The organism is Streptomyces sp. NPDC107517, assembly GCF_055582645.1.
Genome location: NZ_JBVJPM010000011.1, coordinates 60761 through 76784 on the forward strand (window position 1 = coordinate 60761; position 16024 = coordinate 76784).

General features: G+C 70.9%; 13 protein-coding genes. 12 read left to right on the forward strand and 1 reads right to left on the reverse strand.

Features of this window, described 5'->3' with window-relative positions:
* The first annotated feature begins 262 nt into the window (after window positions 1-262).
* Window positions 263-544 carry an HU family DNA-binding protein gene (locus ACZ67T_RS24630; RefSeq protein WP_030680681.1) on the forward strand — a complete coding sequence of 94 codons (282 nt, stop codon included), beginning with the start codon at window positions 263-265 and terminating at the stop codon, window positions 542-544.
* A 126-nt stretch (window positions 545-670) separates the two neighbouring features.
* Here ACZ67T_RS24630 and murA read toward each other — a convergent pair whose 3' ends face one another.
* A complete protein-coding gene (murA, locus tag ACZ67T_RS24635) occupies window positions 671-2011 on the reverse strand; it encodes a UDP-N-acetylglucosamine 1-carboxyvinyltransferase (protein WP_100593927.1) in 1341 nt (446 codons plus the stop codon).
* A gap of 326 nt (window positions 2012-2337) precedes the next feature.
* Here murA and ACZ67T_RS24640 point away from each other — a divergent pair, with 326 nt between their 5' ends.
* The 11 genes from ACZ67T_RS24640 to ACZ67T_RS24690 all read left to right on the forward strand — a co-directional run bounded on the left by ACZ67T_RS24640 (window position 2338) and on the right by ACZ67T_RS24690 (window position 16021).
* On the forward strand, window positions 2338-2898 hold the full coding sequence (locus ACZ67T_RS24640) for a YqgE/AlgH family protein (RefSeq protein WP_199841783.1): 561 nt from the start codon (window positions 2338-2340) through the stop codon (window positions 2896-2898).
* 100 nt (window positions 2899-2998) lie between these two features.
* On the forward strand, window positions 2999-3286 hold the full coding sequence (locus ACZ67T_RS24645; protein WP_100593929.1) for a DUF3039 domain-containing protein: 288 nt from the start codon (window positions 2999-3001) through the stop codon (window positions 3284-3286).
* A gap of 223 nt (window positions 3287-3509) precedes the next feature.
* Window positions 3510-4802 (forward strand): extracellular solute-binding protein, encoded by a 1293-nt coding sequence (locus ACZ67T_RS24650; RefSeq protein WP_469986909.1) that lies wholly within the window; start codon window positions 3510-3512, stop codon window positions 4800-4802.
* 4 nt (window positions 4803-4806) lie between these two features.
* Window positions 4807-5703, forward strand: coding sequence for a carbohydrate ABC transporter permease (locus ACZ67T_RS24655; RefSeq protein ID WP_469986911.1), 897 nt, complete (start codon window positions 4807-4809; stop codon window positions 5701-5703).
* 32 nt (window positions 5704-5735) lie between these two features.
* Window positions 5736-6593 (forward strand): carbohydrate ABC transporter permease, encoded by an 858-nt coding sequence (locus ACZ67T_RS24660; RefSeq protein WP_469986913.1) that lies wholly within the window; start codon window positions 5736-5738, stop codon window positions 6591-6593.
* Complete coding sequence (locus ACZ67T_RS24665) at window positions 6593-8245, forward strand: beta-N-acetylhexosaminidase (protein ID WP_469986915.1); 1653 nt, start codon at window positions 6593-6595, stop codon at window positions 8243-8245. The genes ACZ67T_RS24660 and ACZ67T_RS24665 overlap by 1 nt, the downstream gene beginning before the upstream one ends.
* Window positions 8246-8562: 317 nt before the next feature.
* Entirely contained in the window at window positions 8563-9447 is an 885-nt protein-coding gene (locus ACZ67T_RS24670) for an FAD binding domain-containing protein (RefSeq protein WP_454399817.1), read from the forward strand.
* Entirely contained in the window at window positions 9444-11108 is a 1665-nt protein-coding gene (locus ACZ67T_RS24675; protein ID WP_469986917.1) for a (2Fe-2S)-binding protein, read from the forward strand. The genes ACZ67T_RS24670 and ACZ67T_RS24675 overlap by 4 nt, the downstream gene beginning before the upstream one ends.
* Window positions 11105-13432 (forward strand): xanthine dehydrogenase family protein molybdopterin-binding subunit, encoded by a 2328-nt coding sequence (locus ACZ67T_RS24680; RefSeq protein WP_469986919.1) that lies wholly within the window; start codon window positions 11105-11107, stop codon window positions 13430-13432. The genes ACZ67T_RS24675 and ACZ67T_RS24680 overlap by 4 nt, the downstream gene beginning before the upstream one ends.
* A gap of 340 nt (window positions 13433-13772) precedes the next feature.
* On the forward strand, window positions 13773-14369 hold the full coding sequence (locus tag ACZ67T_RS24685; protein ID WP_469986921.1) for a hypothetical protein: 597 nt from the start codon (window positions 13773-13775) through the stop codon (window positions 14367-14369).
* The gene (locus ACZ67T_RS24690; protein WP_469986923.1) at window positions 14369-16021 is read left to right on the forward strand and encodes a translation initiation factor IF-2; all 1653 of its coding nucleotides are present in this window, start codon (window positions 14369-14371) and stop codon (window positions 16019-16021) included. The genes ACZ67T_RS24685 and ACZ67T_RS24690 overlap by 1 nt, the downstream gene beginning before the upstream one ends.
* Window positions 16022-16024: the final 3 nt, after the last annotated feature.

Sequence of the window (16024 nt, forward strand, 5' to 3'; positions counted from 1 at the left end):
TGCCCTCTAGGGTGGCCGGGAAGCACGGCCCCGACCCCGCCCCAGTCCGGGACGGCGACGCATTTCGGTGACCCCCGAGGGCGCCGGATTGGCTTTCCCGCCGCTGGTGGGGGCAGGATGCGTCTTCGGGCGCGAGGGTCTGAAGACGGACCCGGGTCCGGGGCCTGACCGAAGACCCTGGCAGCATCGGCTTCGCTGTGCCCAACATGCGGCTCCGCCGCGTGGCACGCCTCAACGGCAAGAAGAACACGGGAGTACAAACATGAACCGCAGTGAGCTGGTGGCCGCGCTGGCCGACCGCGCCGAGGTGACCCGCAAGGACGCCGACGCCGTGCTGGCCGCGTTCGCCGAGACGGTCGGCGAGATCGTCGCCAAGGGCGACGAGAAGGTCACCATCCCCGGCTTCCTGACCTTCGAGCGCACGCACCGTGCCGCTCGCACCGCCCGCAACCCGCAGACCGGCGAGCCGATCAACATCCCGGCCGGTTTCAGCGTGAAGGTGTCCGCGGGCTCCAAGCTCAAGGAAGCCGCCAAGGGCAAGTAAGCCAGGCAGCAGAAGGGGCGGCCACCCGGTTCGGGTGGCCGCCCCTTCTGCGTTGTGCTGGGTCCGCTTCCGCGTCGTGCTGGGTCCGCCCGGGGGGATGCCCCCGGGCGGACAGCCGGCTCGTGGCTAGCCCAGCGCCTTGCCCGGGAGCTCGACCTTCGCGCCGAGTTCCACCAGCTTCTCCATGAAGTTCTCGTAGCCGCGGTTGATCAGGTCGATGCCGTGGACACGGCTCGTGCCCTGAGCGGCCAGGGCGGCGATCAGGTACGAGAAGCCGCCGCGCAGGTCGGGGATGACCAGATCGGCGCCCTGGAGCTTCGTCGGGCCCGACACGACCGCGGAGTGCAGGAAGTTGCGCTGGCCGAAGCGGCAGTCCGAGCCGCCCAGGCACTCGCGGTAGAGCTGGATGTGCGCGCCCATCTGGTTCAGCGCGGACGTGAAGCCCAGCCGGGACTCGTAGACCGTCTCGTGGACGATGGACAGGCCCGAGGCCTGCGTCAGGGCCACGACGAGCGGCTGCTGCCAGTCGGTCTGGAAGCCGGGGTGGACGTCCGTCTCCAGGGCGATCGACTTCAGCGAACCGCCAGGGTGCCAGAAGCGGATGCCCTCGTCGTCGATCTCGAAGGCGCCGCCGACCTTGCGGTAGGTGTTCAGGAACGTCATCATCGAGCGCTGCTGGGCGCCGCGGACGTAGATGTTGCCCTCGGTCGCCAGCGCGGCCGACGCCCACGACGCGGCCTCCAGACGGTCCGAGAGGGCGCGGTGCGTGTAGCCGCCGAGCTTGTCGACACCCGTGACCCGGATGGTCCGGTCGGTGTCCATGGCGATGATCGCGCCCATCTTCTGCAGCACGCAGATGAGGTCCTCGATCTCGGGCTCCACGGCCGCGTTCGAGAGCTCGGTCACGCCCTCGGCCAGCACGGCCGTCAGGAGGACCTGCTCGGTCGCGCCGACCGACGGGTACGGCAGCCGGATCTTCGTGCCGCGCAGCCGCTGCGGGGCCTCCAGGTACTGGCCGTCCGCCCGCTTCTCGATGGTCGCGCCGAACTGGCGCAGCACCTCGAAGTGGAAGTCGATCGGCCGGCCGCCGATGTCGCAGCCGCCGAGACCCGGGATGAACGCATGGCCGAGCCGGTGCAGGAGCGGCCCGCACAGCAGGATCGGAATGCGCGAGGAACCGGCGTGCGCGTCGATGTCGGCGACGTTGGCGCTCTCCACGTGCGACGGGTCCATGATCAGCTCGCCGGGTTCCTCACCCGGGCGGACCGTCACGCCGTGCAGCTGGAGGAGGCCGCGTACGACCCGGACGTCACGGATGTCCGGGACGTTGCGCAGTCGGCTCGGCTCGCTGCCGAGCAGCGCGGCGACCATGGCCTTGGGCACGAGGTTCTTCGCGCCGCGGACACGGATCTCGCCCTCCAGCGGGGTTCCGCCGTGGACAAGCAGTACATCGTCGGTGACGGTCATGAATCTCGCGTTCCGATGAGATGGACAGGACAGATGGGCAGGACCGCAGGGCGGAGCCGTCGGGCGAGGCCTTTCGGGCCGGGCCGCTGGGCGGACCAAGGCATAAGCGTAAGGGCCGCCTACCCCCCTTCCGTAAGCCCAAGTGCGCAGGGGGGACGTCATGACTTCGCTACAACACGAAATGTTCCCGAATGGGCGCGGAGGGTCACCTTCCAGAGGCGGTTCACGGCGCACGCCCGGGGCGCGTGAGGCGTCTCTGAGCTGGGCGCACCCGGGAAGGGCCATTGACTCCCCGCTCGGCGGCAAGATGCGGGATCATGTCTGGCATGACCGAGGTGTCCTCGCTCACAGGGCGGCTGCTCGTGGCCACACCCGCCCTCGCGGACCCGAACTTCGACCGGGCGGTCGTGCTGCTCCTCGACCACGACGAGGAGGGCTCGCTCGGCGTCGTCCTCAACCGGCCCACGCCGGTCGGGGTCGGGGACATCCTGGAGGGCTGGGGCGAGCTCGCCGGCGATCCCGGCGTCGTCTTCCAGGGCGGCCCGGTCTCGCTCGACTCGGCGCTCGGCGTCGCGGTGATCCCCGGCGACGAGGGGCCCCTCGGCTGGCGCCGCGTCCACGGTGCGATCGGCCTGGTCGACCTGGAGGCCCCTCCCGAGCTGCTCGCCTCCGCCCTCGGATCCCTGCGGATCTTCGCGGGGTACGCGGGCTGGGGCCCGCGCCAGCTGGAGTCCGAGCTGACGGACGGCGCCTGGTACGTCGTCGAGTCGGAGCCGGGAGACGTCTCGTCGACGGACCCCGAGGGCCTGTGGCGCGCGGTACTGCGACGCCAGCGCAGCGACCTGGCGATGGTGGCGACGTACCCGGACGACCCGTCGCTCAACTGAGGCCGCCGGCCGGTGCCGTGCTCGACGGAAATCGGGCGTGCGGGCCCTTCACCCCGAGGCCGCTGCCCCTTCTCCCGGCGCTTAAGTACCCTTGGCCTTTATGAGCACTCTTGAGCCCGAGCGCGGGACAGGTACGGGGACCCTCGTAGAGCCGACGCCGCAGACGTCGCACGGTGACGGCGACCACGAGCGCTACGCCCACTATGTCCAGAAGGACAAGATCATGGCGAGCGCCCTCGAGGGGACGCCCGTCGTCGCGCTCTGCGGCAAGGTCTGGGTGCCGGGCCGGGACCCGAAGAAGTACCCCGTGTGTCCCATGTGCAAGGAGATCTACGAGTCCATGGGCGCCGGCGGCGACAAGGACAAGGGCGGCAAGGACAAGAAGTAGCGGCAGCGAGCAAGAGGGCGGAAGCGGCGGTTCGCGCCGTCGCGGAAGGTTCCTGAGGCTCCTGCGAAAGGCCCCCGAGGTGCGCATCTGTCGCGCCATGGGGGCCTTTGTGCTGCCTGCGCGACCGTTGCGCTCAGTGGTCTGGACCTCCTAGCCTCCTCAGTGTTGTGCACAGCAAAACCACCATTGCGCATGTTGCAACGACTCTGCGGAGGCTGCCCCCATGAAGCTCCCCGTCCGAATGGCCTTGCCCCTGGCCGCATTTGCCCTCGCCACCGCCTGCGCCCCCGGGACCTCGGACAACGGTTCCGCCGGGGACGACAGGAGCGGGACCCTGCGCGTCTGGCTCTTCCAGGAGGTCAACAACCAGCCGAAGCAGAAGGTCGTCGACGCGGCCGTCGCCGCCTTCGAGAAGGACCACAAAAGCGCCGACGTCAAGGTCGAGTACATACCCGTCGAGACCCGCGCCGAGAAGATCAAGGCCGCCTTCAACGACCCGAAGAGCGCCCCCGACGTCATCGAGTACGGCAACACCGACACCGCCGGATACGTCAAGGACGGCGGCCTCGCCGACGTGACCCGGGAGTTCGGCGCCTGGTCCGAGGCCAAGGACACCGACCCGACGGCCAAGGAGTCCGTGACCGTCGACGGAAAGATCTACGGCGCCCCCTACTTCGTCGGCGTACGCGCCCTCTACTACCGCACCGACGTCTTCAAGGACCTCAAGCTCGGCGTCCCGACGACACAGGCCGGACTCGCCGCCACGGCACGGAAGATCCACAAGGCGAAGCCGGACCTGTACGGCCTCGCGGTCGGCGGCGCGTACACGTACGGCGCGATGCCCTTCATCTGGTCCCGGGGCGGCGAACTCGCCGAGAAGAAGGGCGGATCGTACGAGTCGGCCATCGACAGCCCGGCGGCGCGCAAGGGCATCGAGGCCTACACGTCCCTCTTCGGCGGCGACAACTGTCCCGCCGCCAAGTGCGCGGGCATGGGCGGCAACGACACCGTCACCGCCTTCGCCTCCGGCAAGGCCGGCATGGCCATCGGCGGCGACTTCAGCCACCAGGCCATGGAGGCCGGCAAGGTCAAGGGCAAGTACGCCGTCGTGCCGCTGCCCGGCGCGGACAAGGGCGACATCGCCCCCGCCTTCGCGGGCGGCAACAACATCGGCGTGCTCAGGAGCACCTCGCACCGCACGCTCGCCGTGGACCTCATGAAGAGCCTCGCCTCGAAGAAGACGCAGGGCGAACTCTTCGACGCGATGGGCTTCCTGCCCACGTACACGGACGTCCGCGAGAACGTCGCGAAGAAGGAGCCCTTCGTCGCGCCCTTCATCAGGACCCTCGGCGCCGGCGCCAAGTTCGTGCCCGCCTCGCCCGCCTGGGGCCGGATAGACGCCTCGCTGGTCCTGCCGACCATGTTCCAGGAGATCGTCAGCGGACGTAAGGACGTGGCGACCGCCTCGCGGGACGCGGCGAAGAAGATGGACACCGCCTTCCGTACCGCGGGCTGACCGCGTGGCCACCACCACCGCCCGCCGCACCGGCTCCTGGACCCCCTGGCTCTATCTCGCCCCCGCCCTGCTCCTCCTCGGCGGGCTCCTCGTCTACCCCGTCTGGCAACTCGGCCTGATCTCGTTCCTCGAATACACCCAGGCCCAGGTCAGCGGCGGCGAACCGACGACGTTCCAGGGGTTCGGGAACTACGCGACGCTCTTCGCCGACGAGCAGTTCTGGCAGGTGCTGCTCGCCACGGTCCTGTTCGCCGCCGCGTGCGTCGTCTCCACCCTCGCCGTCGGCTGCGCCCTCGCCGTCCTGCTCACCCGCGTACGTGCCCTGCCCCGGCTCGCCCTGATGCTGGCCGCGCTCGGCGCCTGGGCGACCCCGGCCGTCACCGGCTCCACGGTCTGGTTGTTCCTCTTCGACCCGGACTTCGGCCCGGTCAACCGGGTGTTCGGGCTCGGTGACTTCTCGTGGACGTACGGCCGCTACAGCGCCTTCGCGCTCGTCCTTCTCGAAGTGGTGTGGTGTTCCTTCCCCTTCGTGATGGTCACCGTGTACGCGGGCATCAGGGCGGTCCCGGAGGAGGTCGTCGAGGCGGCGGCGCTCGACGGGGCCTCGCAGTGGCGGATCTGGCGCTCGGTGCTCGCGCCGATGCTGCGGCCGATCCTCCTCGTCGTCACCGTCCAGTCGGTCATCTGGGACTTCAAGGTGTTCACCCAGATCTACGTCATGACGAACGGCGGCGGCATCGCGGGCCAGAACCTCGTCCTCAACGTGTACGCGTACCAGAAGGCCTTCGCGTCCAGCCAGTACAGCCTCGGCTCGGCGATCGGCGTCGTCATGCTGCTGATCCTGCTCGCCGTCACGCTCGGCTACCTGCGGATCCTGCGCCGCAGAGGGGAGGAGCTGTGAGCTCCGTACGTGCCGCGAGTCCCGTACGCGCTGTGAGCTCCGCACGGGTACGGGTACGGGTCCGGGTGCGGCGGCCGTGGCGGCTCGCCGCCGAGGCGTCCGCTCTCCTGATCGCCCTCGTCGTCGCCTTCCCCCTCTACTGGATGGTGCTCGGCGCCTTCAAGCCGGCCGGCGAGATCGAGTCGACCGAGCCGAGGCCCTGGACGCTCGCGCCCTCGCTCGACTCCTTCCGGCGCGTCTTCCAACAGCAGGAATTCGGCCGGTACTTCCTCAACAGCCTGATCGTCGCGGGCACCGTCGTCGTGCTCTCCGCCCTCGTCGCATTCCTCGCGGCGACCGCGGTGACACGGTTCCGGTTCAGGTTCCGCACGACGCTTCTCATCATGTTCCTGGTGGCGCAGATGGTGCCCGTCGAGGCACTCACCATTCCGCTCTTCTTCCTCATGCGGGATTTCGGGCAGCTCAACACGCTGGGCTCACTGATCCTGCCGCACCTGGCGTTCTCGCTGCCGTTCGCGGTGTGGATGCTCCGGGGCTTTGTGCGGGCCGTCCCTGAAGCGCTTGAGGAGGCGGCGTACATCGACGGCGCGAGCCGCACCAGGTTCCTCTGGCAGATCCTTTTCCCGCTGGTCCTGCCCGGCCTCGTGGCGACCAGTGTGTTCTCGTTCATCTCCACCTGGAACGACTTCCTGTTCGCGAAGTCGTTCATCATCAGCGACACCTCGCAGTCGACCCTGCCCATGGCTCTGCTCGTCTTCTTCAAACCCGACGAGAACGACTGGGGCGGCATCATGGCGGCGTCGACGGTAATGACCATTCCGGTACTGGTCTTCTTCGTACTCGTACAGCGGCGCCTGGTGTCCGGGCTCGGCGGCGCGGTTAAGGACTGATGTCAGTGACTTCGGCAGATCTCATTCCCGTACCCCGCCGGACGGCGCCCGCCGACGGCCTCCACGAACTCGGCGACGCCACCACGATCGACGCCGGCGCGGGCACCGAGGGCGTCGCCCGCTGGCTGCGCTCGACCGTCGGAGCGGCGACCGGCCTCGCCCTGAACGACGCCGACACCGGCGTTGACCTGCGCGACGGTGAATCCCGTACGGAGCTGCGCATCGACCCGGAACTCGGCCCGGAGGCCTACCGGATGACCGTCGACCGGCGGGCGGTCCGTATCGAGGGCGGCAGCGCGGCCGGCGTCTTCTGGGGAGCCCAGACGTTCCGTCAGCTCCTCGGGCCCGACGCGTTCCGGCGCGCGCCCGTCGATCCGGGCCGCAAGTGGACCGTCCCCACCGGCATCGTCGAGGACGCCCCCCGCTTCGCCTGGCGCGGCCTGATGCTCGACGTGGCACGCCACTTCATGCCCAAGGACGGCGTCCTGCGCTATCTCGACCTGCTCGCCGCGCACAAACTGAACGTCTTCCACTTCCACCTCACCGACGACCAGGGATGGCGCGTCGAGATCAAGCGCCACCCCAGGCTGACGGAGCACGGAGCCTGGCGCGCACGCACGAAATTCGGCCACCGCGCCTCACCTCTGTGGGACGACCGTCCGCACGGCGGCTTCTACACGCAGGACGACATCCGCGAGATCGTCGCGTACGCCGCCGAACGGCATATCCGCGTCGTCCCCGAGATCGATGTCCCCGGCCACTCCCAGGCGGCCATCGCGGCCTATCCGGAACTCGGCAACACGGACGTCGTCGACACCGCCTCCCTCACCGTCTGGGACAACTGGGGAGTAACCCCGAACGTACTCGCGCCGACCGACCACACGCTGCGCTTCTACGAGGGCGTATTCGAGGAACTTCTCGGCCTCTTCCCCGCCGACGTCTCGCCGTTCATTCACATCGGCGGCGACGAGTGCCCCAAGGACCAGTGGAAGCAGTCGCCCACCGCGCAGGCCCGGATCGCCGAACTCGGCCTGAAGGACGAGGACGAGCTCCAGTCCTGGTTCATCCGGCATTTCGACACCTGGTTCACCGAACGCGGCCGCCGCCTGATCGGCTGGGACGAGATCCTGGAGGGCGGCCTCGCGCCCGGCGCCGCCGTGTCGTCCTGGCGCGGCTACCAGGGCGGCATCACCGCGGCCCGCGCCGGACACGACGTCGTCATGTGCCCCGAGCAGCAGGTGTACCTGGACCACCGTCAGGCACCGGGCGACGACGAGCCGATGCCCATCGGATACGTCCGCACGCTGGAGGACGTCTACCGCTTCGAGCCCGTCCCCCCGCAGCTCACCGACGAGGAGGCGCGGCACGTCCTCGGTACCCAGGCCAACGTGTGGACCGAGGTGATGGAGAGCCAGGACCGCGTCGACTACCAGGTGTTCCCGCGCCTGGCCGCCTTCGCCGAGGTCGCCTGGAGCACCCTGCCCGCATCCGCCGAGCGCGACTACGCGGACTTCCGGCGCCGCATGACCGCCCACTACGCCCGCCTTGACGCCCTCGGCGTCGGCTACCGCCCGCCCACAGGCCCCCTTCCGTGGCAGCAGCGACCGGGTGTGCTCGGACGCCCGATCGAGGGGGCGCCCCCGAACGTGTGAGACGCCCGCCGTACGCGTGCCCCGGGGCTCCGGCCCTGGGACCGTGGGACCGCACGAAAAAGCCTTACAAAAATCACCGAAGAGTGGCAATGCGCACCGACCGGTGACCAGGGGCGAAATCGATCCATCTCCCTGGTCCTCGGGGCGAAAGCCTCCTAGCGGACCCCCTCGCCGGGCCCCCGGGAAGATGTGCCAGAGTTGCCACGTCCGGCCTGTCAGCACGTACCGTACGGCGGAACAGGCGTAACGGCGCGAACGACGGTTCACAAGCCGAAGCCGCCGGGCGAAGTGCCGGACATCGGGAAGGGGCAGCCGGTTTGACCACGCACGCAACGCAGGCCGTGACGCTCCCGGGCTCGCTGGACGAGGCCGTGGCAGCACTCTCCGCCATGCCCGCCGCGGTCCCGGTCGCGGGCGGCACCGATCTGATGGCCTCGGTCAACGCCGGACTGCTGCGCCCCGCCGCCCTCGTCGGCCTCGGCCGCATCAGCGAGATCCGCGGCTGGCAGTACCAGGACGGTCACGCTCTGCTCGGCGCCGGCCTCACCCACGCCCGCATAGGACGCCCCGACTTCGCCGCCCTGATCCCCGCCCTCGCGGCCGCGGCCCGCGCCGCCGGACCGCCCCAGATCCGTAACGCGGGCACCCTCGGCGGCAACATCGCCTCCGCCGCGGCGACCGGCGACACCCTGCCGGTCCTGGCCGCCCTCGAAGCGACCCTCATCATCGCGGGCCCCGGCGGCGCGCGGCGCGAGGTCCCCGTCTCCCACCTGCTCGCGGGCATGGAGATGCTCAGCCCCGGCGAGCTCATCGGCTTCGTACGCGTGCCGCTCCTGCACGCCCCGCAGACCTTCCTCAAGGCCACCGGCCGCACCGGCCCCGGACGCGCCCTCGCGTCCGTCGCGCTCGTCCTCGACCCCGCGAGGCGCGGCGTGCGGTGCGCTGTCGGCGCCGTCGCGCCCATGCCGCTGCGGCCCCTGGAGGCCGAGCAGTGGGTGGCCTCGCTCATCGACTGGGACGGCGAGCGGATGCTCGTGCCCGAGGCGCTGACCGCGTTCGGCGAGTACGTCGCCGCGGCCTGCATCCCCGACGCCGCTCCGGCGCCGGACGGCACCCAGGAACAGCTGCCGCCCGCCGTTCTGCACCTGCGGCGCACGGTCGCCGCGCTGGCCCGACGTGCACTTGGGAGGGCGCTGTCGTGACTGACGAGCACAACCACGGTGGCCACGGTGGTCACCAGGGCGGCGGCTGGGAGCCGTTGCCCCAGGGCGACTACGACGCGGACGCCACCGCCTTCGTGCAGCTCCCCGAGGGCGGCCTGCCCGACGTGCCGCTGGCCGCGCCGGGACACGGTTACGTGCCGCCGCAGATCACCATCGCGCCCGGCGGCCCCGCGGCCACGGACCCGGCGGCGACGGGCGTGTGGGTGCTGCCGCCCGACGTGACGGGCGCGCAGGCGGCTCCCACGGGGGCGGCTACGGGTGAGGTGCACTGGCCCGAACCGGCCGAACATGCCGACTATGCCGACCAGTCCGGCCGGTCCGCTCCGGAGGCGGCGCCTTCGTACGGCCACGGGGCCGGGGTGACCGGGCAGTGGAACTTCGCGGACGTCGAGCAGCAGGGGCCGCCCGCGCACGACCATGCGGGGGCCGAACCGACGGGCCAGTCGGGCCAGACCGGGCAGTGGTCGATTCCGGTCATCGCCGAAGGGGATCTTCCGGACGAGTCGGGCGAGTTCACCACGTCGTCCCTCGCCGCGCAGTGGGGCCGGACGCCTCCGGCGACGCTGCCGGGCGGCGCGGTTGCGCCCTGGGCGGCGGAGGAGTGGGCACGGGAGCCGGCGCCTTCGCAGGAGCTTGAGCCTGAGCTCGCCCCGGAGCGCGAGCCGGTACCGGAGCCGGTGCCGGAGCCGGTGCCGGAGTCGGTGCAGGGGGGCGCCGACGACGTGCGCGACGGGCATGGCGTGCGCGACGTGCACGACGAACACGACATACATGGCGATTCCGAGCGGGTCGGGACCGTGGCCGACGAGGCCCACGCGTTCGCGGACGCCGCCGCCGAGGCGGCGGAGGAGCCGGCGCGGGTGCCGGCCATCGAGGCTTCTGAGGCCCATGAGCCCCTGGAGGCTCCTGAGGCCGACGAGGGCCCCGAGACCCCCGAGGTCGCCGGAGCCCTCGCTCCCGAGGACGCTGCTTCCGACGAGCCCGACCCCGATGCCGTGGCCGTCCCTCTCCACGACGACCATCCCCTCGCCTCCTACGTCCTGCGGGTCAACGGCACCGACCGCCCCGTCACCGGCGCCTGGATCGGCGAGTCCCTGCTCTACGTCCTGCGCGAGCGCCTCGGCCTCGCCGGGGCCAAGGACGGCTGCTCGCAGGGCGAGTGCGGCGCCTGCAACGTGCAGGTCGACGGGCGCCTCGTAGCCTCCTGTCTCGTGCCCGGCGCCACCGCGGCCGGCAGCGAAGTACGCACCGTGGAGGGCCTGGCCGCCGACGGGCAGCCCTCCGACGTGCAGCGCGCCCTCGCCGGCCGCTGCGCCGTCCAGTGCGGGTTCTGCGTGCCCGGCATGGCGATGACCGTGCACGACCTCCTCGAGGGCAACCCGGCCCCCACCGAGCTGGAGACCCGGCAGGCGCTGTGCGGCAACCTGTGCCGCTGCTCCGGCTACCGCGGGATCCTGGACGCCGTACAGCAGGTCGTCACCGAACGCGAGGCGACGGCGACGGGTGCGTCCACCGCGACGGACCCGACGGGCTCGACGGGCTCGACCGCCTCCGCGGGTGACACCGCGGGCGAGGCCCGCATCCCGCACCAGGCGGGACCCAGCGCGACCGAAGGTATTCAGGACGGAGGCCTGGCGTGAGTGACGAAGCAGGAGCCACCGCGCCCACGGCCCCCGTGGCCGAGCCGCTGCCGCACGGGCTCGGGGTCTCCCTGGCGCCCGCCGAGGCGCGCGCCAAGACGGAGGGCACCTTCCCGTACGCGGCCGACCTGTGGGCCGAGGGCCTGCTGTGGGCGGCCGTCCTGCGCTCCCCGCACCCGCACGCGCGCATCCGCTCCATCGACACCACCCACGCGCGCGAGATGCCCGGTGTACGGGCCGTCATCACGCACGAGGACGTCCCCGGAGCGCCCCTGCCCGGCCACCGCGCCGCGGACCGCCCGGTGTTCGCCTCCGACGTCGTACGCCACCACGGCGAGGCCATCGCGGCCGTCGCCGCCGACCACCCGGACACCGCGCGCATGGCGGCCGCGGCCGTCATCGTCGAGTACGACGTGCTCGAACCGGTCACCGATCCCGAGCAGTCCTTCGCCGCCGAATCCCTGCACCCCGACGGCAACCTGATCCGGCACATCCCCCTGCGCCACGGCGACCAGGACGCGGTCGGCGAAATCGTTGTCGAGGGCCAGTACCGCATCGGCCGCCAGGACCCTGCCCCCATCGGCGCCGAGGCCGGCCTCGCCGTCCCGCGGCCCGACGGGGGAGTGGAGCTCTACATCGCCTCCACGGACCCGCACGGCGACCGCGACCTCGCCGCCGCCCGCTACGGCCTCGAACCCGAGCGCGTGAAGGTCGTCGTCACGGGCGTCCCCGGCGCGACCGGAGACCGCGAGGACCAGAGCTTCCAACTCCCGCTCGGACTGCTCGCGTTGAAGACCGGCTGCCCGGTCAAACTCACCGCTACGCGCGAGGAGTCCTTCCTCGGGCACGCCCACCGCCACCCCACCCTCCTGCGCTACCGCCACCACGCGGACGCCGAGGGCAAGCTGGTCAAGGTCGAGGCGCAGATCCTCCTCGACGCGGGCGCGTACGCCGACACGTCCGCGGAGGCGCTCGCCGCCGCGGTCTCCTTCGCCTGCGGCCCGTACGTCGTCCCGAACGCCTTCATCGAGGGCTGGGCGGTACGCACCAACAACCCGCCCTCCGGCCACGTGCGCGGAGAGGGCGCTCTCCAGGTCTGCGCCGCGTACGAGGCGCAGATGGACAAGCTGGCGAAGAAACTCGGCATCGACCCGGCGGAACTGCGCCTGCGCAACGTCATGGCGACGGGCGACGTACTCCCGACGGGACAGACGGTGACGTGCCCGGCACCGGTCGCCGAACTGCTGGGCGCCGTACGGGACTTCCCGCTCCCGGAGCTCCCCAGGGACACCCCCGAGGACGAGTGGCTGCTGCCCGGCGGCCCCGAGGGTGCGGGCGAACCGGGTGCGGTGCGCCGCGGTGTCGGCTACGGCATCGGCATGGTGCACATGCTCGGCGCGGAAGGCACCGACGAGGTGTCGACGGCGACGGTGAAGGTCCACGACGGCGTGGCCACGGTCATCTGCGCGGCGGTCGAAACCGGCCAGGGCTTCACCACGCTCGCCCGCCAGATCGTCCAGGACACCCTCGGCATCGACGAGGTCCAGGTCGCCCCGGTCGACACGGACCAGCCGCCGGCCGGCCCCGGCTGCCGCGGCCGCCACACCTGGGTCTCCGGCGGAGCGGTCGAACGCGCCGCGAAAATGGTGCGCACCCAGCTCCTCCAGCCCCTGGCGCACAAGTTCGGCATGTCCACGGAGCTGCTCCAGATCGCCGACGGCAAGATCACGTCGTACGACGGAGTCCTGTCGACGACGGTCACCGAGGCCATGGACGGCAAGGAACTGTGGGCCACGGCCCAGTGCCGCCCGCACCCCACCGAACCCCTCGACGCCGACGGCCAGGGCGACGCCTTCGTGGGCCTCGCGTTCTGCGCGATCCGCGCGGTGGTGGACGTGGACATCGAACTCGGCTCCGTACGGGTCGTGGAACTCGCGGTGGCACAGGACGTAGGCAGGGTGTTGAACCCGGCCCAGCTGACGGCCCGGATCGAAGCGGGTGTCACGCAGGGCGTGGGCGCGGCCCTCACGGAGAACCTCCGCACCCCCAGGGGCCTGGTCCGCCACCCCGACTTCACGGGTTACGCGCTCCCGACGTCCCTGGACGCCCCCGACATCCGCATCGTGAAACTGGTCGAGGAACGGGACGTGGTGGCCCCCTTCGGAGCGAAGGCGGCGAGCGCGGTCCCCGTGGTCGCCTCCCCGGCGGCGATCGCCTCGGCGGTCCGCGCAGCCACGGGCCGCCCGGTCAACCGCCTCCCGATCCGGCCGCAGGCGGCGGTGGTGACGAACACGGCGGCGCCGGCGATGGTGTCGACGGACTGATCTTCCCTGGCCTGGCCTGGCTGCGGTGGTGACCACGTCAACGACACCCCCGGAGACGGCGACATCAACGGAGTGAACCCCCAAGCCCTGCCTGCCCGTTGCGACTTGTGACGTGTCGTGTCGTTGTGTGACGCGATGAGGATGGTCTCTGCAACGGGCGGCGTGTGAACTGACAGTGCGCATGGCTAGAGTTGTTGTCGAGACTTCGTAGACGAGGGCGCCGGCCGATGGACCTTCGGCGGGCGACGCGACGGGACGAGCGGTCCGGCCGACGCCGCCCGGCGCCGCTCGACGAGCGGTCTGTACGGCATACGGGGACGCGGGGAACGGGGAGGACGCGATGGCAGAGGCAGCGGACAACGGCGGTGGCGGCAGCGGCGGCGGCTCGCCGTGGGCGTCCTTCGGCATACTCGGAGCGGTGGGGGCTGCGCAGGCGGCGGTGGGGGACATCGTCACCGAGCTGGAGTCGTTCACCAAGTTCCAGCAGCGGGTCGATGAACTGATCAAGGACCTGAAGGGCTCCGACGCGGGCCCGAAGAAGATCGGCCAGGAGCCGCTCACTCGCCACCAGTTCGGGGGCGGCGCAGCCGGCTGGGGGGCGGCAGATGGCCTGTTCACCTCGTACCAGACGGTGCTCACGGAGCTGGAGAACCTGTCGAAGGTCCTGTCCGACTCCATAGAGGGCATGGGCATTGCGGTGCTCGCCTCGCACAAGGGGTACGCCAACATCGACGTCGATATCCGTGACCGGATGGCGGCGATCAGCGCGGAGACGAAGGACCACTACGGGGGCGAGTACGACCCGGAGAAGTCCCGGCTGTGGCACCACGGCGAGGGGCCGAAGATGGATGAGATCGGCACGGAGGACGCCAAGGACGCCGCGTCGTCCAAGTCCGCGCCTGCCGACAAGGACGAGTACAAGGGCGGAGCGGCCTGATGGCACGAGACCCGTTCGACGGCATGAGTCACGAAGCGATGCTGGAGTGGCTCGATCAAGCGAACTCAGGATCTATTCAGGCCGCTGCTGAGAGACTCAAGGCGGCGGCCAAGGAGATTCATTCGATCGCCGAGGACCTGAAGGTTCGCCCTCAGTGGGTGAAGTGGAAGGGCGAGGGCGCCGAGGCGTTCCGCACCTGGTCCGGCGACCTGGCCAACGCGACCTTGTCGCTGGGTGATTTCAGTCAGGATTCGTCCAAGTGGCTGGCCCGTGCCTCGGAGGCCATCGGTACTGCCCAGGCCTCCATCCCGCGCGACAAGGCCAGCGCCAAGGCGAACCTCGACGCGGCAACCGCGGCACACAACGACCCGGACGCCGCGGCGGTCGCGAGCAAGTCGTCGAGCGAGCTGGCGGCGATCGCGGCGAACAAGGAGAAGGTCCGGCAGGAAGCCGCCGGCGAGATGCGGAAGCTGGGGCAGGCGTATTCGCTGTCCTCTACGCAGATGGACAGCTTGCCCAGGCCGAAGTTCCCGCCGCCTCCTAAGGCGTTCGTCCCGAAGGACACCAGCCGTAACGCAGCCACCGGGGCGGGATACGGCGGAGAGGCGTCTCAGGCCTCCTCCGGAACCGATGTCGTCGGCAGCGCGGCGAGGGCGACCGGACACACTACGCCCGCCTCGGATTTGGGCCCACTGCACCGGGGTTCGGACACTCCGGAGCGCGCTGCGCCGAGCATCGATGAGCCCCCCACGCAGATGGGGATCGACTCCGTCGGGACACTGCCCGAGGTCTCGCCCACCCACCCGACGACGACGGGCCCTGTGCAGGCTGGACCGAACGTGCCGGGCCCTACCGGCACCCTTCCTGTCGTGGGAACACCTCCGGCCTACGGCGGGGGGCGAGGCCTCTTCAACGGCCGGGGTACCGGACCGAACTTCACCGCTCGTGGCACCGCGCCGCAGAGCTCCACTGGAGGAACGTCTCGGACCGGAACCCCGCCCGCGACCAATGGCACGGGTCGCCCGACGCTCCCGGGCGCGCGTGGGCCGATGCTGCCCGGACAGAACGCTACGGGCCGGGCGGGCACTCCCGGAACCCCGGGTCGCTTGCCGACCAGCAACGGCGTGGCGGGTGGCCGCCCCCAGGCCGCAACGAGTAAGCCCACCACGGGAATTCCTCGCGGTCGAGTGATGGGCAGCGAGGGCACAACAGGAGGTCGGGCCACTCCGGGGCAGGGACCGGGCGGCGCCAAGCCGACGGTCGGGGGCAACAATGGGGGGTCGCGCGGCGCTTCCCTGGGCCGTCGAGTCTCTGGAGCGACGGGCCAGAATGGCGGCATCATCGGCGGCCGCCCGCAACAGCAAGGCCGAGCCAACTCGAGTTCCTTCAGCTCAGGCGGCTCAGGTTTGGTACGAGGCCAGGCCGGCGCCTCAGCTGGGACTCCGTCCGAGACGAGTCATGGCACGAGCCAGGTCGGCCGCAACGGCACGCCTCTTCAAGGAGCCCTCCCCAGTGGACGTCACGACAGAGGTAGGGGCGGTAAGGGCGAGCGCCCCGACTACCTCGTCGAGGACGAAGAGACCCGGCAGCCCGACGACCGTGGCAGCGTGCCTCCGGTCATCGACAACGCAGAGAAGAACAGCGAGAGGTAGTCG

Coding starts and splice junctions, on each gene's coding strand:
- ACZ67T_RS24630 (WP_030680681.1), top strand. CDS start 263: ATGAACCGCAGTGAGCTGGTGGCCGCGCTGGCCGACCGCGCCGAGGTG.
- murA (WP_100593927.1), bottom strand. CDS start 2,011: ATGACCGTCACCGACGATGTACTGCTTGTCCACGGCGGAACCCCGCTG.
- ACZ67T_RS24640 (WP_199841783.1), top strand. CDS start 2,338: ATGACCGAGGTGTCCTCGCTCACAGGGCGGCTGCTCGTGGCCACACCC.
- ACZ67T_RS24645 (WP_100593929.1), top strand. CDS start 2,999: ATGAGCACTCTTGAGCCCGAGCGCGGGACAGGTACGGGGACCCTCGTA.
- ACZ67T_RS24650 (WP_469986909.1), top strand. CDS start 3,510: ATGAAGCTCCCCGTCCGAATGGCCTTGCCCCTGGCCGCATTTGCCCTC.
- ACZ67T_RS24665 (WP_469986915.1), top strand. CDS start 6,593: ATGTCAGTGACTTCGGCAGATCTCATTCCCGTACCCCGCCGGACGGCG.
- ACZ67T_RS24685 (WP_469986921.1), top strand. CDS start 13,773: ATGGCAGAGGCAGCGGACAACGGCGGTGGCGGCAGCGGCGGCGGCTCG.
- ACZ67T_RS24690 (WP_469986923.1), top strand. CDS start 14,369: ATGGCACGAGACCCGTTCGACGGCATGAGTCACGAAGCGATGCTGGAG.